The organism is Acinetobacter legionensis (assembly GCF_057165765.1).
This window is the reverse complement of sequence record NZ_CM169896.1, coordinates 428,569-453,759: the sequence shown is the minus strand read 5'-3', so window position 1 is coordinate 453,759 and position 25,191 is coordinate 428,569. Positions and strand designations below refer to the sequence as shown.

37 protein-coding genes and 1 pseudogene are annotated in these 25,191 nt (G+C 40.8%); 4 read left to right on the top strand and 34 right to left on the bottom strand.

What is annotated here, in order from left to right; all coding sequences use genetic code 11:
• Positions 1–17: 17 nt before the first annotated feature.
• Together AC2G3J_RS02155 and AC2G3J_RS02150 are read left to right on the top strand one after the other, a co-directional pair.
• A complete protein-coding gene (locus AC2G3J_RS02155) occupies positions 18–227 on the top strand; it encodes a YheV family putative zinc ribbon protein (protein WP_483771059.1) in 210 nt (69 codons plus the stop codon).
• Between the two features lie 15 nt (positions 228–242).
• The gene (locus tag AC2G3J_RS02150; RefSeq protein WP_336953506.1) at positions 243–686 is read left to right on the top strand and encodes a hypothetical protein; all 444 of its coding nucleotides are present in this window, start codon (positions 243–245) and stop codon (positions 684–686) included.
• Positions 687–787: 101 nt separating this feature from the next.
• On the opposite strand, the gene AC2G3J_RS02145 is transcribed toward AC2G3J_RS02150, so the two are convergent.
• Positions 788–1,708 (bottom strand): DMT family transporter, encoded by a 921-nt coding sequence (locus tag AC2G3J_RS02145; RefSeq protein ID WP_483770596.1) that lies wholly within the window; start codon positions 1,706–1,708, stop codon positions 788–790.
• Between the two features lie 163 nt (positions 1,709–1,871).
• Between AC2G3J_RS02145 and AC2G3J_RS02140 the strand changes: the two genes are divergently transcribed.
• Entirely contained in the window at positions 1,872–2,651 is a 780-nt protein-coding gene (locus AC2G3J_RS02140) for an AraC family transcriptional regulator (RefSeq protein WP_483770595.1), read from the top strand.
• Between the two features lie 58 nt (positions 2,652–2,709).
• Here AC2G3J_RS02140 and AC2G3J_RS02135 read toward each other — a convergent pair whose 3' ends face one another.
• From AC2G3J_RS02135 to AC2G3J_RS02120, 4 genes are all read right to left on the bottom strand, one after another.
• A complete protein-coding gene (locus AC2G3J_RS02135; protein WP_151956994.1) occupies positions 2,710–4,908 on the bottom strand; it encodes a TRAP transporter large permease subunit in 2,199 nt (732 codons plus the stop codon).
• A gap of 414 nt (positions 4,909–5,322) precedes the next feature.
• Entirely contained in the window at positions 5,323–5,895 is a 573-nt protein-coding gene (gene rrtA, locus AC2G3J_RS02130; RefSeq protein ID WP_483770594.1) for a rhombosortase, read from the bottom strand.
• 66 nt (positions 5,896–5,961) lie between these two features.
• A complete protein-coding gene (locus AC2G3J_RS02125; protein WP_336953502.1) occupies positions 5,962–7,050 on the bottom strand; it encodes a hypothetical protein in 1,089 nt (362 codons plus the stop codon).
• A 975-nt stretch (positions 7,051–8,025) separates the two neighbouring features.
• Positions 8,026–8,283, bottom strand: a complete 258-nt coding sequence (locus AC2G3J_RS02120; protein ID WP_336953501.1) for an FAD assembly factor SdhE — start codon at positions 8,281–8,283, stop codon at positions 8,026–8,028.
• 180 nt (positions 8,284–8,463) lie between these two features.
• On the opposite strand from AC2G3J_RS02120, the gene AC2G3J_RS02115 reads away from it, so the two are divergent.
• On the top strand, positions 8,464–9,636 hold the full coding sequence (locus tag AC2G3J_RS02115; RefSeq protein WP_483770593.1) for an acyl-CoA dehydrogenase family protein: 1,173 nt from the start codon (positions 8,464–8,466) through the stop codon (positions 9,634–9,636).
• A gap of 162 nt (positions 9,637–9,798) precedes the next feature.
• Here AC2G3J_RS02115 and AC2G3J_RS02110 read toward each other — a convergent pair whose 3' ends face one another.
• From AC2G3J_RS02110 to rpsJ, 29 genes and pseudogenes are all read right to left on the bottom strand, one after another.
• A complete protein-coding gene (locus AC2G3J_RS02110; protein ID WP_336953499.1) occupies positions 9,799–11,289 on the bottom strand; it encodes a flavin-containing monooxygenase in 1,491 nt (496 codons plus the stop codon).
• Between the two features lie 199 nt (positions 11,290–11,488).
• Positions 11,489–11,854, bottom strand: a complete 366-nt coding sequence (gene rplQ, locus AC2G3J_RS02105) for a 50S ribosomal protein L17 (protein WP_004281488.1) — start codon at positions 11,852–11,854, stop codon at positions 11,489–11,491.
• 18 nt (positions 11,855–11,872) lie between these two features.
• Complete coding sequence (locus AC2G3J_RS02100; protein WP_336953498.1) at positions 11,873–12,880, bottom strand: DNA-directed RNA polymerase subunit alpha; 1,008 nt, start codon at positions 12,878–12,880, stop codon at positions 11,873–11,875.
• Positions 12,881–12,897: 17 nt separating this feature from the next.
• A complete protein-coding gene (rpsD, locus tag AC2G3J_RS02095) occupies positions 12,898–13,521 on the bottom strand; it encodes a 30S ribosomal protein S4 (RefSeq protein ID WP_004725725.1) in 624 nt (207 codons plus the stop codon).
• Between the two features lie 12 nt (positions 13,522–13,533).
• Complete coding sequence (gene rpsK, locus AC2G3J_RS02090) at positions 13,534–13,920, bottom strand: 30S ribosomal protein S11 (protein ID WP_004281491.1); 387 nt, start codon at positions 13,918–13,920, stop codon at positions 13,534–13,536.
• Between the two features lie 19 nt (positions 13,921–13,939).
• Positions 13,940–14,296, bottom strand: a complete 357-nt coding sequence (gene rpsM, locus AC2G3J_RS02085) for a 30S ribosomal protein S13 (RefSeq protein ID WP_336953497.1) — start codon at positions 14,294–14,296, stop codon at positions 13,940–13,942.
• A 107-nt stretch (positions 14,297–14,403) separates the two neighbouring features.
• Entirely contained in the window at positions 14,404–14,520 is a 117-nt protein-coding gene (rpmJ, locus tag AC2G3J_RS02080) for a 50S ribosomal protein L36 (RefSeq protein WP_000867907.1), read from the bottom strand.
• Between the two features lie 21 nt (positions 14,521–14,541).
• The gene (gene secY / locus AC2G3J_RS02075; RefSeq protein ID WP_171066869.1) at positions 14,542–15,861 is read right to left on the bottom strand and encodes a preprotein translocase subunit SecY; all 1,320 of its coding nucleotides are present in this window, start codon (positions 15,859–15,861) and stop codon (positions 14,542–14,544) included.
• A 45-nt stretch (positions 15,862–15,906) separates the two neighbouring features.
• Complete coding sequence (gene rplO, locus AC2G3J_RS02070) at positions 15,907–16,347, bottom strand: 50S ribosomal protein L15 (protein ID WP_336953496.1); 441 nt, start codon at positions 16,345–16,347, stop codon at positions 15,907–15,909.
• A 3-nt stretch (positions 16,348–16,350) separates the two neighbouring features.
• Positions 16,351–16,527: a 50S ribosomal protein L30 gene (gene rpmD / locus AC2G3J_RS02065; RefSeq protein WP_004725717.1), complete on the bottom strand. Its 177-nt coding sequence runs from the start codon at positions 16,525–16,527 to the stop codon at positions 16,351–16,353.
• A 6-nt stretch (positions 16,528–16,533) separates the two neighbouring features.
• A complete protein-coding gene (gene rpsE / locus AC2G3J_RS02060; protein WP_004725715.1) occupies positions 16,534–17,031 on the bottom strand; it encodes a 30S ribosomal protein S5 in 498 nt (165 codons plus the stop codon).
• Between the two features lie 2 nt (positions 17,032–17,033).
• A complete protein-coding gene (gene rplR, locus AC2G3J_RS02055) occupies positions 17,034–17,384 on the bottom strand; it encodes a 50S ribosomal protein L18 (RefSeq protein ID WP_004725713.1) in 351 nt (116 codons plus the stop codon).
• A 14-nt stretch (positions 17,385–17,398) separates the two neighbouring features.
• Positions 17,399–17,932: a 50S ribosomal protein L6 gene (gene rplF, locus AC2G3J_RS02050; RefSeq protein WP_004725711.1), complete on the bottom strand. Its 534-nt coding sequence runs from the start codon at positions 17,930–17,932 to the stop codon at positions 17,399–17,401.
• 13 nt (positions 17,933–17,945) lie between these two features.
• A complete protein-coding gene (gene rpsH, locus AC2G3J_RS02045) occupies positions 17,946–18,341 on the bottom strand; it encodes a 30S ribosomal protein S8 (RefSeq protein WP_004725709.1) in 396 nt (131 codons plus the stop codon).
• 13 nt (positions 18,342–18,354) lie between these two features.
• Positions 18,355–18,660, bottom strand: coding sequence for a 30S ribosomal protein S14 (gene rpsN / locus AC2G3J_RS02040; RefSeq protein WP_004725707.1), 306 nt, complete (start codon positions 18,658–18,660; stop codon positions 18,355–18,357).
• 9 nt (positions 18,661–18,669) lie between these two features.
• The gene (gene rplE, locus AC2G3J_RS02035; RefSeq protein ID WP_336953495.1) at positions 18,670–19,206 is read right to left on the bottom strand and encodes a 50S ribosomal protein L5; all 537 of its coding nucleotides are present in this window, start codon (positions 19,204–19,206) and stop codon (positions 18,670–18,672) included.
• A 16-nt stretch (positions 19,207–19,222) separates the two neighbouring features.
• Positions 19,223–19,540, bottom strand: a complete 318-nt coding sequence (gene rplX, locus AC2G3J_RS02030; RefSeq protein WP_336953494.1) for a 50S ribosomal protein L24 — start codon at positions 19,538–19,540, stop codon at positions 19,223–19,225.
• Between the two features lie 11 nt (positions 19,541–19,551).
• Positions 19,552–19,920 carry a 50S ribosomal protein L14 gene (gene rplN, locus AC2G3J_RS02025; protein ID WP_004725701.1) on the bottom strand — a complete coding sequence of 123 codons (369 nt, stop codon included), beginning with the start codon at positions 19,918–19,920 and terminating at the stop codon, positions 19,552–19,554.
• A 92-nt stretch (positions 19,921–20,012) separates the two neighbouring features.
• The gene (gene rpsQ / locus AC2G3J_RS02020; protein WP_004725698.1) at positions 20,013–20,270 is read right to left on the bottom strand and encodes a 30S ribosomal protein S17; all 258 of its coding nucleotides are present in this window, start codon (positions 20,268–20,270) and stop codon (positions 20,013–20,015) included.
• A complete protein-coding gene (gene rpmC, locus AC2G3J_RS02015) occupies positions 20,267–20,464 on the bottom strand; it encodes a 50S ribosomal protein L29 (protein ID WP_004725696.1) in 198 nt (65 codons plus the stop codon). Before rpmC ends, rpsQ begins: the two co-directional genes overlap by 4 nt.
• Positions 20,464–20,877: a 50S ribosomal protein L16 gene (gene rplP, locus AC2G3J_RS02010; RefSeq protein ID WP_004725694.1), complete on the bottom strand. Its 414-nt coding sequence runs from the start codon at positions 20,875–20,877 to the stop codon at positions 20,464–20,466. The genes rpmC and rplP overlap by 1 nt, the downstream gene beginning before the upstream one ends.
• A pseudogene (gene rpsC, locus AC2G3J_RS02005) lies at positions 20,817–21,633 on the bottom strand (30S ribosomal protein S3). The gene rplP and the pseudogene rpsC overlap by 61 nt, the downstream one beginning before the upstream one ends.
• A 1-nt stretch (position 21,634) precedes the next feature.
• Positions 21,635–21,964, bottom strand: coding sequence for a 50S ribosomal protein L22 (rplV, locus tag AC2G3J_RS02000; protein WP_004725688.1), 330 nt, complete (start codon positions 21,962–21,964; stop codon positions 21,635–21,637).
• A 9-nt stretch (positions 21,965–21,973) separates the two neighbouring features.
• Complete coding sequence (gene rpsS, locus AC2G3J_RS01995; protein WP_004281508.1) at positions 21,974–22,249, bottom strand: 30S ribosomal protein S19; 276 nt, start codon at positions 22,247–22,249, stop codon at positions 21,974–21,976.
• A 19-nt stretch (positions 22,250–22,268) separates the two neighbouring features.
• A complete protein-coding gene (rplB, locus tag AC2G3J_RS01990) occupies positions 22,269–23,093 on the bottom strand; it encodes a 50S ribosomal protein L2 (protein WP_004725686.1) in 825 nt (274 codons plus the stop codon).
• An 11-nt stretch (positions 23,094–23,104) separates the two neighbouring features.
• The gene (gene rplW, locus AC2G3J_RS01985; RefSeq protein WP_004725684.1) at positions 23,105–23,425 is read right to left on the bottom strand and encodes a 50S ribosomal protein L23; all 321 of its coding nucleotides are present in this window, start codon (positions 23,423–23,425) and stop codon (positions 23,105–23,107) included.
• On the bottom strand, positions 23,422–24,024 hold the full coding sequence (gene rplD / locus AC2G3J_RS01980; protein WP_004725681.1) for a 50S ribosomal protein L4: 603 nt from the start codon (positions 24,022–24,024) through the stop codon (positions 23,422–23,424). The genes rplW and rplD overlap by 4 nt, the downstream gene beginning before the upstream one ends.
• Positions 24,025–24,035: 11 nt before the next feature.
• Positions 24,036–24,674 carry a 50S ribosomal protein L3 gene (gene rplC / locus AC2G3J_RS01975; protein WP_004725679.1) on the bottom strand — a complete coding sequence of 213 codons (639 nt, stop codon included), beginning with the start codon at positions 24,672–24,674 and terminating at the stop codon, positions 24,036–24,038.
• A gap of 61 nt (positions 24,675–24,735) precedes the next feature.
• Entirely contained in the window at positions 24,736–25,047 is a 312-nt protein-coding gene (rpsJ, locus tag AC2G3J_RS01970) for a 30S ribosomal protein S10 (protein ID WP_004725677.1), read from the bottom strand.
• Between the last annotated feature and the right edge of the window lie 144 nt (positions 25,048–25,191).

The following is a 25,191-nucleotide window of genomic DNA, read 5'->3' as shown; positions in this document are numbered from 1 at the left end:
GTGGTGGGTGTATGAATATTAGACGTCGTTTCATTGCTGGTGCAAAATGTCCAAAATGTGAAGCGATAGATCGTATTGTTATGCTCACCCAAGACGATGCGGAATGGATTGAATGCATCGAGTGTGGATATTCTGAAAATCGCCCTACTCATGTAGATGCGCCTGAAGAACCTGCTATACCTGATGAAATTGGGGTCATTCAATTCAAGCCTCGCTCTTCAAAATAGATCGGAACGAATAAAATGCATATAGAACAAAGAAACAATTCAAAATTAATGTGGATTATTGCTGGTGGTTTGGGGGCAGTTATCGTTTTAATTGCTATTTTTTTCTGGTTAAATAACACCTCTGAAAGCACCCAAATCAATGAGCAATTGAATCAACCAACACCTACTACGAAGAAAGTGGAAGCAACGGCTCCGCCTGTGGCAACGCCTGTTGAACAAAGTGCTGCTTCAGAGACTGCCAATGTAGAATTGGTCAAAGAATCCATTTTAAAAGATAAAATCCCTGAAAATACCAGTTTAGCTAAAGAAGAAGTGGCTAAACTAGAAGATATCCAAAAACAACTCGATGATCAGCAACAAAACCTCAAGTCTCAACATGCCGATGCAGATCAATTGATTAAACTTAAGGAAGAGCAAATCAAGCTACTTCAACAACAAATAGCTGCACAAAATCAATAATTTTCGCCCATACGCAAAAATGACGATCTGATACCAGAAAAGCCTTAACCTATTTATAAGTTAAGGCTTTTTTCAATTTCAACTATAGATCCTCCAATATTTTAAAGTGAGTCCAATGATTGCTGTGTTGATTTTTTCCATTGGATTGGCTTTTGGATAATTTGCGCCAATAAAATTCCACAGAGTGTTAAACCACCACCAACCAAATGAAAAACTTGTAAATGTTCACCCAATAGCACTACGGCAATTAAAGCTGTAAACACTGGCAATAAATTCATAAAAATACTATTTTTATTGGGTCCCAAATGTCTTACACCTTCAATCCATAAATAAGACAATAAAATCGATGAGAAAATACTGGCATACAAAATCAAAGGAACGGTCTGTTGATTCAGTTGCATTTGTGATGCGGGTAAAAAGATAAAAAACGGCAAAACATATAAGATGGCAAAGGTCGACATGACAAAATTCGATTGCCATGCTGGGATCGGCATTTTCCAACGTTTTAACAGCACACCATATAAAGCGTAGCCGATTGCGGCAAGCAACATCAAGCCATCTCCAAGATGCATACCTTGGCTAAAAACTTGGGCAATATGCCCATGACTCAATAAATACAAAATGCCATAGAATGATAAGAAGCCTCCGATTACTAAGCCGTAGCTAATCTGATCTTTTAAAATCCATGTACTTAAAATAATCGTCAATAATGGAATCAATGCCGTCACAATCGCCATATTGGTTGCTGTCGTGGTTGTCGCTGCTTGATAAGACAAAAATTGGAATAAGGATACAGAAAGAAATCCACCTAAAGCCAAATGTTTCCAATACTGGCGAATAATATGGCGATTTTTCCAACTGGGAATCAATACAAAAGTACTCATCACCGCAAGCGCAAAAACCAAACGATAAAATGTAATCGCTATAGGTGAAATTGCATGGCTTGCCATTTTAGATACAATTACATTTCCAGCCCAAAATAAAATGGCGAACAATGGGTAGAAATAAGCTTTTTGAAACATGCTGCTCTGCCTATACAGAAAGATTTAACCATGTTAAAAAATAATCATTTTGAACTTGTACGATAAAATGACAATAACTATCGCATAAAGGACATTATGATTGAGAACTAAGTAATTCCACGAAGGTGTGATTGGCAGTGCCATATTGATTGAGGACTAAATCATGGGAAATAATTATGATCATGGATTTTTAGATTATCCAATTTATGCTTTTACTGAAAATTATTCCCATGGACATATCGAAGATTGGCATAGCCATGAACGTATCCAACTGATTCATACGCTTTCTGGTGTTCTCCGTATTCAAACGGCAGAAGGAACATGGGTCACGCCACCGGGACGCGGTGTATGGATTCCAGCATATAAGGCCCATGCTCTTCTGATCAGTGGTGATGTACAAGCTTATGGTGTATTTATTCAGCCAGACGCACGTTCAAAATTAGTCAATGAGTGCCGTGTCGTCACGATCTCTCCCCTTTTAAAAGAACTTATCCGCTCAGCAATGCAGATACAATCGACGATTCACCCACAAAGCCGTGAAGCACGATTGCTTGAATTGATTTTAGATGAGATGGAACTTCTTCCTGTTCTACCATTTAGCTTACCTGAGCCACAAAATATTAAATTGCAAAGGCTCTGTGCTGAAATTAAATATGATCTCAGTCAAACATGGACACTCGAACATGCCGCCCAATTTTTACATGTTAGCTCTAAAACGCTCAGTCGGCATTTTCAGAAAGAAACCAATATGCATTTTAGTCATTGGGTACGGCAGGCAAGGCTAATGCAGGCCATGACTGATTTGGCAATGAATAAATCTATTTTCAATGTTGCACTTGATTTGGGCTATGACAGTGCCAGTGCATTTAGTGCCATGTTTAAACGTGAAACCAGTTTAACGCCGAGTGAGTACATTCAGCAGTTTCAATTTAAAGATCACTAAATCTATTCAAAGCCACAGACAGAAAAAAAGCGCCCGAAGGCGCTTTTTAGACATTCAATTATTTACTGGCATACCAGTCAAACAAGTTAAACATGTACGGCGCATAGGTCACAATCACCAATGCGGAGAACAGCACCACGATTGGCAAGATCCAACGCTCATAACGATAGTAGAAGCTTGTATATTTGGCTTTTGCCTCAGCATCGGCGGCGGCAACTTCTGCATCACCGACCGAGAGCCTGGTCAGTAAATGGTTGAGCGCAACTGGTGGCGTAACATAACCAAACTCAAATGCAACCAGTACAATCATCCAGAAGTGAATCGGATGGATACCATTTTCAAATGCAACTGGCGCAATCGTCGCAGCAACAAGAATCACCGCACCAAATGGATCTGTTGTCATACCAATTAATGCAAGTAACAATGCCATAAAGCCAAGTGTCACCAAGATACTACCCAAATGCGTTGGCACCATGGTCACGATCTCACTGCGTTCAATCAGACCACCAACACTTGCAGACAATGCCATTAGAATAATTAACGCACCAATATGACCAACACTTTCAGATGTTGCAAAACGAATTGCGCTACGGAAGCCACGTTTCGTTTCAGCGGTATCACCATGCTCACGTAAGTATTCAGAATTTTTTTCATGCTCTAGAGCAAGTGCTTTATTTGGGTTTTCTGGTATCGGTAATTTATTACCAAATAACTTATCAAATAAAATAAATGCCAATAACATGATTGGAAGAATTACAGGTGCGGTAAATTCATCCATTTTCGTGTCCAGACCAAACTGATAGAAGCCAATTACGACAGCAACAATCAAGATATATGGAAGCACAGGAACGAAAGCACGCAACATACCAGGGACAGCAGTTTTCGGTGAGTTAATACGGAACTTATTCTCAGCAAGGAATAACGACACCCCTAAGAAAATAAATGCGGTTAACCAGAATACATAAATACCATGATCAAATAGCTCATCTGAAGTTACATGACGGCTATCCAACATGGAAATTAAGATCACCAATAGACACGGACGTAATACAACACCCAGTGAACCTGACATTGCCGAAACAGCAAGTGCATATTGACGACGAGCACCTGAATTCCACACTTCTTTGTAGATAATTGCACCAGCAGCAACAACGAAGATTCCCGAAGCGCCTGTATATGCTGTTGGAATTGCAGCACCGATCAAAATGATCCACGTCAATGTTTCAGGCGCTAAGTTCCAAGGACGAAGAATCGCCAAGAAAAGATCCATCACACGTGTTTGGGTCAATAACATACCCGCCCAAATAAACAGTGCTAAATTAAGGAAGATATTTGAAAATTCAGTCAACAAGCCAAGGTAAATACCTTGCCCCATTGGGTAGTCCATAAAGAAAGTAAATGCAATACCTGTCACAATTGCCATAAAGGCATATAAAGGTATGCTCAGCAGCGCAAGGCCAAATTTACCGCCTTCTTCAGCATTTTCTGGGGTACGGAATAATTTAAACAGGCTGATGACTGTCAAGACAACGAACAGGATCATCCATAACCAATAGACCCCTATCGTTTCAAGGGTAGATTCAACACCAGAATTGAGTACTGAACGATATTGGCTAATGACCGAGAAGCTCAGTAAGGCATTCCCCAGTACCATCGCAATATTATAAACTTTAAAATCAAGCTTAGTACGCGCTGGACGTAGCCCAATATGATGCATCTTCAATGATGCTGTAATTGCAGCAATCACCACCATCAAAATCAGAATGAGTACACGATGTTCAGAGCCCCATTTTAATATCCAGAAGAAACCCGTTTCCATCGAACGATATGAACGAAGGGATGGATGATCTTCCATATGTTTGATCGATTTATCATAGAACGCATATTTCTGTTCACAATCCGTTTGAGCTGAAACGAATGAAGCGCGAACATCTGCTTCTGGCGTTAAACCAAAAAATGCCGCATCAGGATCACTGGCTTCCTGTTGCATTTTTTCTTTGACAAGCTTATCGATATCTACATTGCGGTCACATGAAGGTTTGTTGGGCTCAGCACGTAAAAAGGAATATTGCATTCCTATTTTTTCGTCTCCATATAGGCGTTCACCTAAACGAAGCATTTGCCCATGAATCATATCCCCTGTCCCAATGATCAAGGTCAGGAGAAGCAGAATAAGGATGGAAAAGGTTGAGAACCACTCATTCCAGAGATAACTGAGTAGACCTAATCCCGATCTATTATTTACAGGTTCTTGCATTGTTATTCCAGTTTTTATAACCAGTGTACAATCGCTTGCACAGCTTATCTTTTATTATTAGGTGAGAGGTAAAATCCTTTACCAATACCCATTCCTATCATCACCACTCAAATTTGCCCTAATTTTCCTAAGAAAAACATGACAAAGATTAATTTTTTTGGCGAGCTTTTTGTCAACTCATCTATAGTCTTATCATTAAATGTGAAAAAACAACTAAGCACTTATATTTTTTACAACTAAAATTGATGTAACATTCACATAATTAACCACAAATGAGAATCAGCATTCATTCATTACAAAGCATTCATTCAAATTTTTTTTAAATATATTTACGCTTCTATGTGCTTAACCTCATCAAAATAATAAAATTTTATAAAATAATACTTCATGCAAATAATATTCTTGATTCATTTTCTATTTCATAACATTAAGTCGAAAAATTAAGCTCAAGATGGCACAAATACTTCCAAAAATCACCCCAAGCAAATGCGCTTGTATTAAAACAGGATGACCAATCAATTGTTCAGTTTGTAGTGCACCAAAAAAAAGTTCCCATGCGATTTTGCCTAAGATGCATAACAATACGATGAAGGCAAAATTTCGTTCTGGCTTTTCTTTTAAACTGACGATTGCACAAAATACAAACAGACCATGAAGAATGCCAGACAAACCTGCATAAGCAAAAATATGAGGATAAATCAGATAAAAACAGAGACTGAGTAAAGGCGGTAAAATAAGCAATAAAGCAATAAAAACTTTCTTTTTAATGTTTGGAAATAAAAAGGGTAAACAAGCCAAAGCCAAAACATTTAAAACATAATGAATCCATCCCACATGAACCCAATGCCCTGTCCACCAGCGCCAAGGCTGGCTTAAAAAAACATCGTGCTGATAAATGAAATGAGTTTGAAAAAGCTGAAGAATTGCAAAGAAAATGATACTGGTTGCAATAAACAATATATTTTTATCTAACTTGTGTTGTTCCATGCTACACCATAAAAAAAGAAGAGCTGTCGCTCTTCCTCAATTCTAACCAATTCATGCAATTGAATACTATGGATTTGCTGCAGGTTCGTCAGCTGAAGCACTTGGCTCTTCAGTCGGTGCAGGTAAATCATTAAATAATTCATCATCACCCGTAGATGCTTGTTCATCCCAGAATGTGGTCATTCCATCATCTGCTGCACGAACACCGGTATGTTCAGTCCAATAACGATCTGCAATGCCTTGAACCATTTGACCCGCCATACCATCTAACAATCTAAATTCAGGGTTTACTGGCTTATCATCTGCTCGCGATGCGGCATAAGCTTTTAACGCCGCTCTTAATTTAGCATCATCACCACTAGCTTGTGCTGCAACAGCATTCATTGCAAATGCTAAACGAACACCTTTCTGTTCTGCGATTTGCATTGATTGTTGTAAGGTCTGTGTTGGATCAGGCTTACCATCTCCTGCACCTGGTAACAATATCCAAATCACTGCACGGGTCGCCATTGGGGCACCCCAGAATTTGTTATTGTCTAAACATGTCATACCACGTTCAACAATCGCAGCAATATCTTTCGGTACATTGACTGCACCACCAGAGTTAATGTCATTGGTCATCGATTGCAAACCACTGAGCATACCGATTAAATAGATGGTTTGATCCAAGTCCTTACGCATGGTTGGACAAGAATCACCTAAAGTATATTTATATTTTGCCTGCCAACGTTCTGCAAATAGTTGATAGCCCGTGTATTGACGTTCTGCGGCAAGAGCTGCCCAACGTTTTTGTTCTATACGAGCATCTTGAGCTTCAGTCACTTTACCGTCTTTTGAAGCCCGTAAATATCTGAGTTCTGCATCCAAAGCACGATTTTCTGCACACATTCCCGCAGCTGAATATAATAATACTGCCATACGGGTTGGGTCAGCCCCCATATCTTTTGTTGCCATAATTGCTGGTGTTAAGGCGTTGCCTGAGTTGCACGCCATATCTGTATCATTACCTGCCAAAATGGGTGGGACGATATGTTTCTCACTAAATCCAAGCGCAACATTGGCACCTGATTTTACAACATATGAACAACCTGATAACACAGATGAGGCAACGACAGCGGTCAGCATCAATTGACCAAGCTTGTGGACCTTAGACATACTTCCTGTCCTCTATATAATTGTGTTTATATCCCTTTTAAAATAACAATATCAGATGCAATCTCTGAATAACAGAGTAATAGCTCTAATTTCATCTGAAGAATTTGCCACAATATAGAAAGTATTCAATTGACCTGATCTGGTTTTTATACAAATTTTAAGCAAAAAAAAGTAGCATTGCGACGGTTCAGCACATGCTACTTGTTAAAAGGTAAACTCTTTAAGAGAGTTTATTCGTTTTAAGTCTTTTAAATTTGCTACCGTTAACACTGTTAGCGTTAGCTTTCTCGATCTGTTCCCTCAGCATAGTTCCTAGTCTTCCAAATATAATTGCAAAAACAATTGCAACCACTAAGAACCAAAACGTATGAATTTCACCCATTTGGAAATTCCTCCTCGCTGTTGGTGATTTTAATTTACATGCAAAATCAGATTTTCACAGATAGAATTGTCGGACAATCTCATAATTGCGCTATTTTCTATATATTTGGTCTAACAATGAATATTCAATAAGAAAAAATACAAATAAACTACTGTTTTATTTAAATTAAATTAAAATTATATTTTTTATATTTGTCAGACAATTAACTTAGCGTGACCCGAGATTTCAAAGATTTCCACTGTATTGTGCTTAGTTGATCTTGCCAAATAATTAGACTTTTATTGCTTTCCTCACAAAAATACACCGCAATATAAAATTGATGATCAATCATTTTCTGAATTTGTATATGATGAATTTGATTGGAATCCTCATATTGTAAGCTCCAATGCTCTAAATCAAAATGTTCCAAACTTCGGACTTCTGGACGCATTCTAAATATTTTTAGACTAAAGCATGCCAGCAACAGCAATAATACACTTGTCCATACAGTTATAATGGAGCACAGCACAATAAAAATAACTGTTAAACACAAAAGCTGAAAACCCAGTGCAATACGACTGGGTTTGAATTGATATCGTTGGTGAGTTTTTACCTCATCCGTGGACATAATCTTTAAGTTTATTAATCAAACCTCTAAGTTCAGGTCGAGGCGGTTCTGAAACTTCCATAAACCAATCCAATAAATCTGGGTCTTCCTGATCAACTAACTCTTTAAACAAGGCTTTTTCTTGCGCACTTGCTTCTAAGTAATATTGTTTTACATATGGGTCAAAATATACATCAATTTCTTTTAAACCGCGACGAGCACGATAAATCACTTTACGTTCTTCTAAAGTAAGTTCTTCTGACATCATTTTCCCCCAATGGTTAATTCTGACTTAGTTTACCTGATTCCCGATCAATTTCTCGCTAAATTCTTTTAAATGACCAAATTCATCATTTAAAAGTGAGTTTTGAGCATTCATCTCATTGCGACAAATAAGCAATTCACATAATTTCAACTCACTAAAACTCATATGGATATTATAAAAATGCAATCAGGTGCTATCCGACCTTTAACCAATATGTTGCCTCGTAAATTGTTTGATTCCGATCACGAAGCTTTTCGTGAAACAGTACGTAAATTTTATGAAAAAGAAGTTGTCCCAAATATTGCTAAATATGAAGAACAACAACATGTAGATCGAGATTTATGGAACAAAGCAGGTGAAATGGGTCTGCTCTGTGCAACCATGCCTGAAGAATATGGTGGTTATGGGGTAGATCGCCTCTACAGTATGATTCTGATTGAAGAGCAAGCTTATGCAATGGATTCTTCTACAGGTTTTTCTTTGCACTCGGATATTGTTGCCAACTACATCAACAACTTTGGTAATGAAGAACAGAAAAAACATTGGATTCCTAAAATGGCTTCTGGAGAAACAGTCACAGCCATCGCGATGACAGAACCAGGAACAGGCTCAGACCTACAAGGCGTTCGCACTACTGCTGTTTTAGACGGGGATGAATATGTAATCAATGGTTCTAAAATTTTTATTACCAATGGTTATCTGTGCGATATGGCAATTGTCGTATGTAAAACAGGCAGTTCAGAGAAAGGTTCTGCCAACCTATCTTTGATTATCGTTGAAGCTGACCGTGCTGGCTTTAGCAAAGGAAAACCACTCAATAAAATTGGTATGAAAGGACAAGATACTTGCGAATTGTTCTTTGAAGATGTTCGTGTACCAAAAGAAAATTTATTAGGAATTGAAGGCATGGGGTTTATCATGCTGATGAAAGAGTTGGCGTGGGAACGTATGCTGGTTGCGATTATCTGCCAAGCAGGCGCAGAAGCAGCGCTAGCACATACGGTTCAATATACCAAAGACCGTAAAGCGTTTGGTAAACCAATCAGTGCTTTTCAAAATACACGCTTTAAGCTTGCTGAAATGCGCACAGAAATTGATTTCTGTCGTGCTTATCTCGATCGTTGTATGGAATTACAACTTGAAGGCACTTTAGGTGTTGATGCCGCAGCTGCCGCAAAATACAAAATTTCAGAAGTATTCTCCAATGTCGTTGATGAATGCCTCCAATTACATGGCGGGTATGGTTATATGCTGGAATATCCAATTGCGCGCGCTTATATTGATAATCGGGCAAATCGTATTTATGCAGGTACAAACGAGATTATGAAAGAACTGATTTCCCGTTCTTTATAATTTATTTGAACACGGTTAAAGGAGCTTTGGCTCCTTTTTCTATCACTAACCATTCTTTTAAATCAATTACCATGTCGCAATAAAATAAGGAGCTTTCGCTCCTTATTTATTTCATAGTTTCTTTATTTTGCTATTGCTTAGTTTAGTGATTTCTAGGCTTGATTAAGAAACCAGTTTAGGCTTTTTTTCAAGTTGTGCTTCACGCTTATGAAATTTTAAAACTCCATCTTCAAACTTAGCATTTTTGAGTTCTTTGCGATCTGCTAAATAGTTATTCGACACTTTCCAAGGTGCATGCTTACCTTGTTTAGGCATCACATCTGCCGCACGGGCAATATAACCTGAGCTTAAACTGCCCATCACCGTATCTTCCATCAATTCAGTTGCATCACCTTGAGGAATAACTTCATCATAGCCTTTCTTGTCCATATAGTTTACAAGACGGCAAATATACTCACCTGCGATATCAACTTTTAATGTCCATGATGCGTTGATATAACCAATGATCATTGCCATATTTGGCACATCGCTAACCATCACACCTTGATACAACATATGCTGTGAAGTATTCATTGGCTTATTATCAATTGTAGCTTTGATACCACCCAAGATTTGGATTTCTAACCCTGTTGCTGAAACGATGATATCCGCATCTAAATGTTTACCAGATTTTAATTGAATACCCGTGGCAGTAATTTTCTCAATTTGATCTGTTTCAACACTGGCTTTACCAGAACGTAAAATTTTAAATAAGTCACCATCTGGCACAACACATAAACGCTGATCCCACGGATTATATGTTGGGGTAAAGTGTTTCATATCCACTTTACCTTTTAATTGCATTTCAATCGATTTGAGTAAGAACTTACGTAGTAACTTCGGTTGTTTTTGTGCAAGCGCATAAATCCCGCGTTGCATGCCAATATTACGTGCGCGGGTTAACTTATATGCCACATCTTCAGGTAAAACCTTACGCATTTTGTCATAAACAAAATCAATAGATGGAATTGAAGCAATATATGTTGGTGAACGTTGCAACATGGTCACATGCCCTGCCCCACCTTTTGACATAGCAGGAACCAAGGTAATAGCTGTTGCACCACTACCAATAATCACCACTTTTTTACCCGAATAATCTAAGTTTTCAGGCCAAAATTGTGGATTAATAAATTCGCCTTTAAAATCATTTTTACCAGGGTAGTCAGGCTGATAACCTTGATCATAATTATAATAACCAGTACATCCAATGACAAAATTTGCAACCCACGTATTGAGTTTTTTATTTTCATCTTCAATTTGTACCACCCATTTTTTAATTGAAGAATCATAATTTGCAGTACGTACACGCTGATTAAAATGAATTTTATTTTTTAATTTAAATTCGTCGACAACTTCAGCAACGTAGCCTTTGATTGAAGCACCATCTGCTAATACATTGGCTTTTTGCCATGGTTTAAAATTAAACCCAAAAGTAGACATATCTGAATCGGAACGAATACCCGGATATTTAAATAGATCCCAAGTACCACCAAAGCTCTCGCGACGCTCAATAATTTCAAATGAACGTTGTGGTGAGTGTTTTGAAAGATGTGCAGCTACACCAATACCAGAGATACCTGCGCCAACGATAAGAATATCAACTTGCTTTTCCATGTTGTTTTTATAACCTTTTTAAGAGTACTTTTTTATTAAAGCACAAATCTGACAATACGCAATGTCAAGTTTGCATTTTTCTGACGAAATTTAAGTCAATTTGGGACAAAACCATAAATTGTCCAACAAAAAGGCACAAAAAAAGGCCGGTGAAACACCGACCTTTTTCGAACAACCGATTGTTCTGTGACGTGAGTAATTAGTTTACTTCACGATCCACAAGTTCTACATAAGCCATCGGTGCAGCATCACCTGCACGGAAACCAGCTTTAAGAACACGTAGATAACCGCCGTTACGTTCTTTGTAACGAGGGCCAAGAACGGTAAATAATTTACCAACTGTTGCTGCTGAACGAGTACGAGCAAACGCCAAACGACGGTTTGCTACAGTATCGTTTTTAGCTAAAGTGATTAAAGGCTCAGCTACACGACGTAACTCTTTTGCTTTAGGCACAGTTGTTTTAATTAACTCATGCTCAAACAAAGAATTAGCCATGTTTTGGAACATCGCTTTACGATGGCTGCTGGTACGGCCTAATTTCACACCACTATTACGATGACGCATGGTGATAGTCCTACTTAATTAACGGCTACGATAGGCGAAACGATCGTCCATACGGAGACTAGCTGGTGGCCAGTTCTCTAAACGCATGCCGAGCTGTAAGCCCTTAGAAGCCAGAACATCTTTGATCTCAGTAAGCGATTTTTTACCAAGGTTAGGAGTTTTAAGTAACTCAACCTCAGTACGCTGTACTAGATCACCAATGTAGTAAATATTTTCTGCTTTCAAACAGTTAGCAGAACGAACAGTAAGCTCTAGATCATCAACTGGACGAAGCAAGATTGGATCAACTTCTTCACGTGGCTCTTGAGCAACTGGAGCTTGATCTTTCTGAAGATCAACAAAAATTGCAATTTGTTGTTGCAAGATTGTTGCCGCTTTACGGATAGCTTCTTCAGGATCTACAGTTCCATTCGTTTCAAGATCAATGACGAGCTTATCAAGGTCAGTACGTTGTTCTACACGAGCATTTTCAACTGTGTAAGAAACACGTTTAATCGGGCTATAAGAAGCATCTAACTGTAGACGACCTACAGGACGCGTTTCGCCTTCAGGGAAACGTGAGTCAGAAGTTTCATAACCACGACCTTGAGAAACTTTCAAGCGCATTTTTAATGAGCCTGAAGCACTTAAAGTACCAATCAAATGTTCAGGGTTAACCACTTCAACATTATGTGGTAAACGAAGGTCAGCAGCAGTAATATCGCCAGGACCTTGTTTTTCCAATGTCAAATATGCTTCGTTTTGATCGAACAGCTTAATAGACAATCCTTTTAGGTTCAGCAAGAGCTCGACGATGTCCTGCTGCAAGCCTTCTAAAGTACTGTACTCGTGCTCGACACCCTCTATCTCTACTTCAACCACGGCTGCGCCAGGCAAAGAAGATAATAGGATGCGACGTAAAGCATTACCAAGAGTATGACCAAAGCCACGCTCTAATGGTTCAAGAATCACTTTTGCCGAGGTCCCGCTTGCCGCTTCGACTTTGATCGCTTGCGGGGTTAGAAACTCGTTTGCAGTACGCGTCATTATTGCTACCTCAAGGATTATTTAGAATACAATTCTACAATCAAGCTTTCGTTGATTTCAGCAGGTAAATCAGAACGATCTGGTGCAGCTTTAAATGTACCTTCAAGTTTTGAATGATCTACTTCAATCCAAGCAGCTGTGCCACGTTGAGCAGCTAATTCAATCGCGTTTTTGATACGTAATTGTTGTTTAGCGCTTTCGTGAACTGCAATCACGTCGCCCGCTTTAACTTGGATAGACGCGATGTTAACACGACGACCATTTAAAGTGATTGAACGATGAGATACTAGCTGACGAGCTTCTGCACGTGTAGAACCAAAACCCATGCGATAAACAACGTTATCGAGGCGGCTTTCAAGCAATTTCAACAAGTTTTCACCTGTTGCGCCTTTAACACGAGCAGCTTCTTTGTAGTAATTACTAAATTGACGCTCTAAAACACCGTACATACGACGTACTTTTTGTTTTTCACGTAATTGTAGTGAATACTCTGATTGTTTAGCACGGCTTTGGCCATGTTGACCAGGAGCTTTAGCAGATTTTTTTGTTTTGACGTCAAATGGTTTAACGCCAGATTTTAATTGCAGGTCTGTCCCTTCGCGGCGAGAGAGTTTGCATTTTGGACCAATATAACGAGCCATGAATGTTTCTCCTTACACGCGACGTTTTTTAGGTGGACGGCAACCGTTGTGAGGGATCGGTGTCACGTCGGTAATGCTGTTAATTTTATAACCCACTGCACCTAATGCACGAACCGCAGATTCACGACCTGGACCAGGACCTTTAACAAGGACGTCCAAGTTTTTCAAACCGTAATCTAAAGCAGCTTTACCAGCAACTTCAGCAGCTACCTGAGCAGCAAACGGAGTTGATTTACGTGATCCACGGAAGCCTTGTCCACCTGAAGTAGCCCAAGCCAATGCATTACCTTGACGATCAGTAATCGTAACAATGGTGTTATTAAAAGAAGCGTGAATGTGTGCAACACCTTCAGAGACGGTACGAGTGACCTTCTTGCGTGCGCGAGTATCTTTAGCCATCTTTTAGCTTCCAGAAATCTTATTTCTTAATAGGTTTGCGCGGACCTTTACGGGTACGTGCGTTAGTTTTGGTGCGTTGTCCGCGAACAGGCAAGCTGCGACGATGACGAAGACCGCGGTAGCAGCCTAAATCCATTAAACGTTTAATGTTCATGGAAATTTCGCGACGTAAATCACCTTCGGTCGGAACCTTAGCAATTTCTGCACGAATCGCATCAAGCTGAGCATCATCTAATTCACGAATTTTCGTAGTAGTCGTAATACCTGCAGCAGCTAAAATGTTCTTAGCTGTGTGGCGACCAATACCAAAAATATACGTAAGAGAGATAACAGCATGCTTGTTATCCGGAATGTTTACACCGGCAATACGAGCCATTCAAATTTCTCCAAAAAGGCAGTAGAGATAATCAACCGCCCCACAAAAATCTTGAGGGGCGGATAATAACCTAATTAGCCTACTGAAATCAACAGGTCTTAATTAAATTAACCTTGACGCTGCTTATGACGAGGTTCTGCGCTGCAAATTACGCGAATAACCCCATTACGACGGATAACTTTACAGCTACCACAAATTTTCTTTACAGAAGCTTGTACTTTCATGATGAAACCTTCTAAGTGCGCTTATCCCTTAGGATGAGCAGTCGTTTTTCTCATTAACGATTGATCGTCATATTGATGTGATGTTAAGTGGGCTTGAAGCTGAGCCATAAAGTCCATAACAACTACAACTACGATGAGTAATGATGTACCACCCAAATGGAATGGAATACCAAAAGAACTCTGTAAAATCATCGGCATTAAACAGATGACGGTAATGTAGATTGCACCAATAAACGTCAAACGATTAAGAATATGATCTAAGTAACGAGCAGTTTGCTCACCTGGGCGAATACCAGGTACATAAGCTCCACTGCGTTTCAAGTTCTCTGATACTTCTTTCGGGCTAAAAACTAGCGCCGTATAGAAATAACAGAAAAAGATAATTAACGCACCGAAGAGCACTAAATATAACGGTTGTCCAGGCGATAATACCAATGCCAAATCTTGTAGGCTACGTTTTACAATTCCTGCATTTGGATCAGCACTGCCTAACCATTGACCTAAACTTGCAGGGAACAACAATAACGAACTAGCGAAAATTGCTGGAATAACCCCTGCCATGTTGATTTTCAATGGCAAATGCGTTTGCTGTGCAGTGAATACACGACGACCTTGCTGTTTTTGAGCATAGTTCACAGGTATACGACGTTGAGCTTTTTCAATAAACACAATTGCTGCTAAAACAGCAACTGATAGCAATCCAAAGATAGCCAAACCAATTAAACTTGATTGACCATTATCTACCGAAGTAAATGCCTGAATCACTAAATTTGGTAAACCAGCAACAATACCTGCAAAGATAATCATTGAGATACCATTACCAACACCACGTTCAGTAATTTGCTCGCCTAACCACATTAAGAACATGGTACCTGCAACTAACGATGTTAGCGCAGGAATGTAAAAAGCTAATCCTGAAGTCAAAGTAATACCTTGACTGATTAGACCAGCACACATTCCAATACCTTGGACTAATGCAAGTAATAGGGTGCCATAACGCGTATATTGATTAATCTTACGCTTACCTTGCTCGCCTTCTTTCTTCAATGCTTCTAACGAAGGAACCACTGTCGACATCAACTGCACAATAATTGATGCAGAAATATACGGCATGATCCCTAACGCAAGAATGGACATTCGTTCTAATGCTCCACCCGAGAACATATTAAACAAACCTAAAAAAGTACCTTCATTAGCTTTGAAAAAACGTTCTAGAGCAACATTATCAATACCCGGCAGCGGAATATGCGCTCCTAGTCGAAAGACTACCAATGCACCAATCAAGAACATTAATCGGCGAATAATTTCACGATATTTCACGTGAAATGGTTGACCTTTCATCATGTTGACATGACCTGAAGAACTAGGAGACATAGTCACTCGCGATTACTCCTCGACTTTACCGCCAGCAGCTTCAAGAGCAGCTTTAGCGCCTTTAGTCAATGCAACACCTTGAACAGTGAATGCACGAGTGATTTCACCAGAAAGAACAACACGAGCACGCAACATATCTTTACGTACAACATTCGCAGCTTTCAAAGTTTCAAGTGAAACAATATCACCTTCAACTTTAGCAAGTTCAGACAAACGTACTTCAGCAGTTTTCAAAGCCAATTGGCTTGTGAAACCGAATTTAGGTAAACGACGATATAACGCAGTTTGACCACCTTCAAAGCCTGGACGAACGCCACCACTTTTACGTGATTTTTGACCTTTGACACCACGGCCACCAGTCTTACCAACGCCAGAACCGATACCACGGCCTAAACGACGGTTGTCACGTTTTGCACCTTCAGCAGGTGCAAGCTCATTTAAACGCAGAGTCATGGCTTATTCCTCTACACTAACCATATAGTAGACTTTGTTGATCATACCACGGTTAGAAGGTGTATCTATTACTTCTACTGTATGACCAATACGACGCAGACCTAAACCTTGTAGGCAAAGTTTGTGATTTTTCAAACGATGCGAAGAAGATTTAGTCTGGGTAACTTTAATCGTTTTCATGATTGATTACCCTAAAATTTGTTCTACTGAAAGACCACGTTTAGCAGCAACTTTCTCAGGAGACGTCATATCACGTAAACCGTTAAAAGTTGCATTTACAACGTTAGCCGCGTTAGTAGAACCATAACATTTCGTCAATACGTTACGTACACCCGCAGCTTCTAAAACTGCGCGCATAGAACCACCAGCGATTACGCCAGTACCTTCTGATGCAGGTTGCATGTAAACACGGCTAGCGCCATGACGAGCATGAATAGGATGTTGTACAGTACCATCAACAAGATCAACAGTGATCATGTTGCGGCGTGCAGCTTCAAGTGCTTTAGAAATAGCAGCTGGAACTTCACGCGCTTTACCGCGACCAAAACCTACACGACCATTACCATCACCCACAACAGTCAATGCTGTGAAAGAGAAGATACGACCACCCTTAACAACTTTGGCTACACGATCAACGGCAACCAGCTTTTCAACAAGACCTTCGTTTTGTTCAACTTTAGCCATGATTAGAACTCCAAGCCGTTTTCACGAGCAGCATCAGCCAAGGCTTTGATACGACCATGATATTTAAAACCAGAACGGTCAAATGCAACTTTAGTTACACCAGCAGCCTTTGCACGTTCTGCGATTAAAGCACCTACTTTAGTTGCTGAATCTACATTACCTGTAGTTCCGCTACGTAAAGATGCATCCAAAGTAGAAGCTTGCGCTAATACTTTGCCACCATCTGCAGAAATAACTTGAGCATAGATGTGACGCGGCGTGCGGTTTACACACAAGCGAGTCGCACCCAATGCACGAATGTGCAAGCGTGTGCTTTTCGCACGACGCAAACGGGATTGTTTCTTTTCGTTCATAAGAACCTCGCGCCTTATTTCTTCTTAGCTTCTTTACGAAGTACAACTTCGTCAGAATAGCGAACACCTTTACCTTTATACGGCTCTGGTGGACGATAACCACGGATTTCTGCAGCAACTTGACCTAACAATTGCTTGTTAGCTGATTTCAAAATGATTTCAGTAGCAGTCGGAGTTTCAGCAGTTACACCTTCAGGAAGAGCGTAATCAATCGGATGAGAATAACCAAGGTTAAGGTTCACAACTGTACCTTTAACCGCAGCTTTATAACCAACACCGATAAGTTGTAACTTACGTTCGAAGCCTTCATTAACACCTTTTACAAGGTTATTAAGAACAGCGCGAGCAGTACCAGCTTGCATCCAAGAATCGCGAGATTCTTTAACTGGAGCAATATGAAGTTGACCTTCTTCCTGTTTAAGCTCGACCAGCGCATGCAGGTTGAAAGACAACGTACCTTTGCTGCCTTTCACTTCGACCTGCCGGCCGTTCTGAGTAACTGCTACACCGTTAGGTACAGTTACTGGGGCTTTAGCCACACGAGACATGAGGAATCACCTATTAAGAAACAAAAGCAATAACTTCACCACCAACGCCTGCAGCACGTGCAGCGCGATCAGTCATGATGCCTTTGCTTGTAGAAACAATTGCAATACCTAAACCTTGCTTAACGCTTGGAAGTGCATCTTTACCGCGATACTGACGTAGACCTGGGCGGCTTACGCGTTTCACAGTTTCGATAACTGGTTTGCCTTCAAAATATTTTAAAGTAATTGTCAAAGTAGCTTTGCCTTCAAGATCAGCAACTTCTACATTTGAAATGTAACCTTCTTGTTGAAGTACGTTTGCAATTGCAACTTTCAACTTAGAATTAGGCATAGAAACAGTTTGTTTCTTTGCCATTTGTGCGTTACGAACACGTGTTAGCATGTCGGCAACGGTATCTTGCATACTCATTTATAGTCGCTCCTTACCAGCTTGCCTTAACAACGCCCGGTACATCACCCTGCATTACTGTGTCACGTAATTTGTTACGGCTTAAGCCGAACTTACGGAAGTAACCATGAGGACGACCAGTTAAACCACAACGGTTACGAAGACGTACTGGAGACGCATTACGTGGTAATGCTTGTAACTTCATCATCGCTTCGAAACGTTCTTCATCAGATGCATTTACGTTTGCAATCGTAGCTTTTAATTCAGCACGTTTTGCAGCGTATTTAGCAACTGTAGTTTCGCGTTTCAATTCGCGATTAATCATACTTTTCTTAGCCATATCGACCTCTTATTTGAACGGGAAGCCGAATGCACGGATTAGCGCACGGCCTTCGTCATCAGTACGAGCAGTCGTAGTGATAGTAATATCCATACCACGAATACGATCGATCTTATCAAAATCGATTTCAGGGAACATAATTTGTTCCTTGAGACCCATTGAATAATTACCACGACCATCGAATGATTTCGCAGAAAAACCGCGGAAGTCACGAATACGAGGAATCGCAATAGAGATCAAACGGTCTAAGAATTCGTACATTTGTTCGCCGCGTAAAGTTACTTTACAACCAATCGGCCAACCATCACGGATTTTAAAACCAGCGATTGATTTACGCGCTAATGTAAGAACTGGTTTTTGACCAGCAATAGCTTGCATATCCGCCAAAGCGCCATCTAACAATTTCTTGTCAGCTGAAGCTGCACCAACACCCATGTTGATGGTGATTTTAGTAACGCGAGGAATTTCCATCACGTTGCCCAAACCAAGTTCTTCTTTCAACTTAGCTCGGATTTCGTCGTTATAACGTGTTTTAAGTCTGGCCATAGCCTAGTTCAACCTATTACTTCGCTACCGCCACTGATTCACCATTTGATTTATAAACACGAGTTTTCGTGCCTTCAATCACTTGGTAACCAACACGGTCAGCCTTTTGGGTTGCAGCATTAAAAACTGCCACGTTTGAAATATGAAGCGAAGCTTCTTGTGTAACGATAGCGCCTTCAGCACCTGTTGCACGGTTCGGCTTTTGATGCTTCTTAACTAAATTAAGGCCTTCAACCTTAACTTGGTCATTTGAAACAGACAAAACAGTACCCTGTTTGCCTTTTTCTTTACCTGCGATCACAATTACTTGATCGCCTTTTCTAATCTTAGCCATGATTGCCTCTATTATAGAACTTCAGGAGCCAATGAAATGATTTTCATGAACTGTTCAGTACGAAGTTCACGAGTCACTGGTCCGAAAATACGAGTGGCAATCGGAGCCTTGTTGTTGTTCAAGATAACTGCAGCATTATCATCAAAACGGATCACAGAACCGTCTGGACGACGAATACCGAATTTAGTACGAACTACAACTGCATTCATCACGTCACCCTTTTTAACACGGCCACGTGGAATTGCTTCTTTTACAGTAACTTTAATAATGTCGCCAACAGAAGCATAACGACGATGTGAACCACCTAGTACTTTAATACATTGTACGCGGCGAGCACCACTGTTGTCTGCTACGTCTAGCATACTTTCGGTCTGAATCATTGCCCTACTCCAAAACCGAGCATCACCGGTCGCAATTTCGAAAGGCTCAAAGAGTACTCGAAATTGACCGATGATGCAACAAGAACGTCTAATTACTCAGCAGCTGCTTCAATAACTTCCACTAAAGTCCAAGCTTTAGTTTTTGAAATTGGGCGGCTTTCTTTAATGGTTACAACATCGCCAGTTTTAGCAGTGTTATTCTCATCATGAGCGTGTAATTTTGTTGAACGGCGGATTGATTTGCCATACAACGGGTGTTGAACGCGGCGTTCAATAAGTACAACAATAGACTTGTCCATTTTGTCACTTACTACTTTGCCTGTTAACGTGCGAACTGTTTGCTCACTCATTGTGCGTTCCCCTGTTTTTCGGTAAGGAGGGTCTTGATACGAGCAATAGTCTTACGAGTTAACGCAACTTCATGCGACTTACCCAATTGACCAGTTGCTTTCGCCATACGAAGACGGAATTGGTTAAGCTGTTGCTCATCTAGCAAAGCTGCCAACTCTTCTACCGATTTTTCACGTAGATCTTTAGTTTTCATTACATCACCGTCTTAGTAACGATAGTGGTTTTAAATGGAAGCTTAGCAGCTGCAAGCGTAAACGCTTCGCGTGCCAATTCTTCACTAACACCATCCATTTCGTACAAGATCTTACCTGGTTTGATTTGGCAAACCCAGTATTCCACAGAACCTTTACCTTTACCCATACGAACTTCTAATGGCTTTTCAGTAATTGGTTTGTCTGGGAAAACACGGATAAAGATCTTACCACCACGTTTAACACGACGGCTAATTGTACGACGCGCAGCTTCGATTTGACGAGCAGTCATTTGACCACGCTCAACAGATTTAAGTGCGATTGTACCGAAAGATACTGTGCTACCACGATGCGCTAGACCAGTGTTACGGCCCTTTTGCACCTTACGGAATTTAGTACGTTTAGGTTGCAACATGGATTATTCTCCTTTTTCAGCAGAACGATCATTGCGACGACCACGACGCTCTTGACCTTCACCACGACCGCGACCGCGTTTAGCTGGACGTTCTTCAGCAGGAGCAGGGTTCATGACTTGTTTCATGCCACCTAAGATCTCACCACGGAAAATCCAAACTTTAACACCAATCGTACCGTAAGTAGTTTCAGCACGCATAGTTGCATAGTCGATGTCAGCACGAAGTGTATGTAAAGGTACACGACCTTCACGATACCATTCAGTACGTGCAATTTCTGCACCACCTAAACGACCAGAAACCTCAACTTTGATACCTTTAGCACCAGCACGCATAGTGTTTTGAACCGCACGCTTCATAGCACGACGGAACATTACACGCTTCTCTAATTGTGAAGCAATTGCTTCAGCAACTAAACGAGCGTCTAAATCTGGGCGATCGATTTCGTTGATGCTTACTTGCGCTGGAACACCCATAATCTTGGTGAGTTCACGCTGTAATTTCTCAATGTCTTCGCCTTTTTTACCGATAACGATACCTGGACGAGCAGTGCTAATAGTTACTTTAGCAGCGCCTGTAGGACGTTCGATAAGAATTTTGCTGATCATCGCGCTTTTAAGTTTTTTAGTTAAAAACTCACGAACTTGAAGATCTTTAAGCAAATATTCAGCGTATTGTTTCGGACTCGCATACCAGTTGGCGTTATGACGTTTTACAACACCAAGGCGGATACCGATTGGATGAACCTTCTGACCCATATCAAACCCCTACCTTAACGGTAATGTGACAAGTACGCTTAGTAATACGATCTGCACGGCCTTTAGCACGTGGCATAATACGTTTAAGGCTCGTGCCTTCATCAACGTAAATCGTAGTAACCTTAAGGTCGTCTACATCTAAACTGTTATTATGTTCAGCGTTTGCAATTGCAGATTCCAATGCTTTTTTTACTATAACTGCAGCTTTCTTGTTGCTGAAGTTTAAGATATTAAGCGCGTGAGCAATAGATTTGCCACGGATTAGATCTGCAACCAAACGAGTTTTTTGTGCCGAGATAGCGGCACCGCGTAATTTAGCAGTAACTTCCATCATAGCACCTTAACGTTTAGACTTCTTGTCAACACCGTGACCACGATAGGTACGAGTTGGCGCGAATTCACCGAGTTTGTGACCAACCATATGTTCAGATACGATCACTGGAACATGGTTACGACCATTATGTACAGAAATTGTTAAACCAACAAAATCCGGGAGGATCATCGAACGACGCGACCAAGTTTTGATCGGCTTACGGTTATTAGCCGCGATAGCCGCTTCAACCTTAGCGAACAAGTGCGCATCGACGAATGGGCCTTTTTTCAGAGAACGAGGCATTGTCAGATTCCTTTACTTGTTACTTAACGCGACGGTCGCGAATGATCATCTTAGTCGTACGCTTATTGGTACGTGTTTTGTACCCTTTAGCTTTTTGACCCCATGGGCTTACAGGTTGAATACCTTTGTTACGCCCTTCACCACCACCATGTGGATGGTCAACTGGGTTCATCGCCATACCACGAACGGTAGGACGAACACCACGCCAGCGTGCAGCACCTGCTTTACCAAGTGAACGAAGGTTGCTTTCTGAGTTAGATACTTCACCTAACACAGCGCGACATTCAACGTGTACTTTACGCATTTCGCCTGAACGAAGACGAATAATTGCGTAAGAACCGTCACGACCCAACAATTGAGCAGAAGTACCAGCAGAACGCACTAACTGTGCACCTTTACCGATTTTAAGCTCAATGTTATGTAATGTAGAACCGATAGGCATATTACGAAGCGGCAAGCAGTTACCTGGACGAATTGGAGCATCGTTACCAGATTGTACTTTATCACCAGCACGTAAGCCTTTAGCGGCAATAATATAACGACGTTCACCGTCAGCATATTTCAATAAAGCAATATGAGATGTACGGTTAGGATCGTATTCAATACGCTCAACTACAGCTGGGATGCCGTCTTTGTTACGTTTGAAGTCAACAATACGGTAGTTTTGTTTATGACCACCACCAACATGACGAGTGGTAATGTGACCATTATTATTACGACCACCAGTACGTTTCTTAGCTTCAACCAACGGTGCATAAGGCGCGCCTTTGTGAAGATGATTATGAACCACCTTCTCTACAAAGCGACGTCCTGGAGACGTTGGCTTACATTTTTGAATTGGCATAATTTTCGTCCTTATTCCGCTGTGCTTTCAGCGGTATCGCCCAAGTCAGCCATTTCAACATCTTGGCCAGCTTTCAGGGTGACGTATGCTTTTTTAACATCAGAACGACGTCCCAATGTTTTACCAAAGCGCTTAGTCTTACCTTTAGTGATAGTCGTGTTAACTTTAACAACTTCTACACCAAACAATTGCTCTACTGCTTTTTTGATTTCAAGTTTGTTTGCATCAATAGCAACCTTAAAAACTTGAACACCAGCAGTTTCGCCTAGAACTTGTGCTTTTTCTGAAAAAACAGGCCCTTTTAGGACTTGATAGATACGTTCGTTGTTCATCCGAGTTCTACCTCAATCTTCTTAGCAGCCGCAACAGACATAACAACTTTATCAAACGCGATCAAGCCAACAGGATCGATCCCAGCAGCATCAACCACATCAACGTGTGGAAGGTTACGAGCAGCTAAATATAGATTTTCATCTACAGCTTCAGTAACGATTAATGCGCGAGTAGCGTTCAAGCCGTTAAGTTTAGCAAGCAATTCTTTAGTTTTAGGTGCTTCAACAGCAAACTCTTCAACTAGAACAAGACGATCTTGGCGAACAAGTTCAGCTAAGATACATTGCATTGCACCGCGGTACATTTTACGGTTAACTTTTTGAGACCAATCTTGTGGACGAGCAGCAAAAGTTTTACCACCACCAACCCAGATTGGGCTACGAATAGAACCCGCACGAGCTCGGCCAGTACCTTTTTGACGGAATGGTTTCTTACCACCGCCAGAAACGTCTGCACGTGATTTCTGAGCTTTAGAACCTTGACGACCACCAGCTAAATAAGCTGTAACAACTTGGTGTACAAGAGCTTCATTAAAATCACGACCGAAAGCTACTTCTGATAATTCAACAGCAGAGCCGGAAACAGTTTTTAAATTCACGTTATTTCCCCTCAGGCCTTGATCGTAGGACGAACGATAACGTCGCCACCAGTAGCACCAGGAATCGCACCTTTAACAACAAGAACTGAACGTTCTGCGTCGATAGATACAATTTCAAGACCTTGAACTGTTACGCGTTCAGCACCTAAATGGCCAGCCATTTTTTTGCCTTTAAATACGCGACCAGGGGTCTGGTTTTGACCTGTAGAACCCAAAACACGATGCGACAAAGAGTTACCATGTGTAGCATCTTGCGTACGGAAGTTCCAACGCTTAACACCACCTTGGAAGCCTTTACCTTTTGATTGACCAGTTACGTCAACAACTTGACCTACTGCGAACAAATCAACACCGATAGTTCCACCAACTTCACGACCTTCAAGATCAGCTTCTGTAGCACGGAATTCGCTAACTAAACGACCAGCAGCCACACCAGCTTTCGCAAAGTGACCTTTCTGAGCATTTGTTACGCGAGATTCGCGACGTTCACCAGTAGTGATTTGAATCGCTTGATAACCATCAGTTTCAAGCGTTTTGATTTGAGTGATACGGTTAGGATCAACCTCAATCACTGTTACAGGCACAGAAACACCAGCATCTGTAAAGATACGTGTCATACCGCACTTGCGACCGACTAAACCAATAGCCATGTGCATAAACCTCTAAAAAAGCGGCCTAATTAACTTATAAAGCGTTAATTAACCGAAAGCCTTAACCCAATGCGATCTGAACATCAACACCAGCTGCAAGATCCAACTTCATCAACGCATCTACAGTTTTGTCTGTAGGTTGAACGATGTCGATCAAACGTTTATATGTGCGGATTTCATATTGGTCACGCGCATCTTTGTTCACGTGTGGTGACGTTAAAACGTTAAAACGTTCGATGCGAGTAGGCATCGGAATTGGACCACATACTTGTGCGCCAGTACGTTTTGCTGTTTCTACGATCTCTTGAGAAGATTGATCAATTAAACGATGATCAAAAGACTTAAGACGGATACGAATTCTCTGGTTAGACATACCAGTTAACTCCAAGCCAAATATATAAAGAATCACCCTTGACGCATCTCACCCCACTAAAGTAGGCAAGTGTCAAAGGCAGTGAAAATCACTAAGGTCGTGATCGATGCCACGACTGTAACGATCTGAATGACTTTCTTCGCC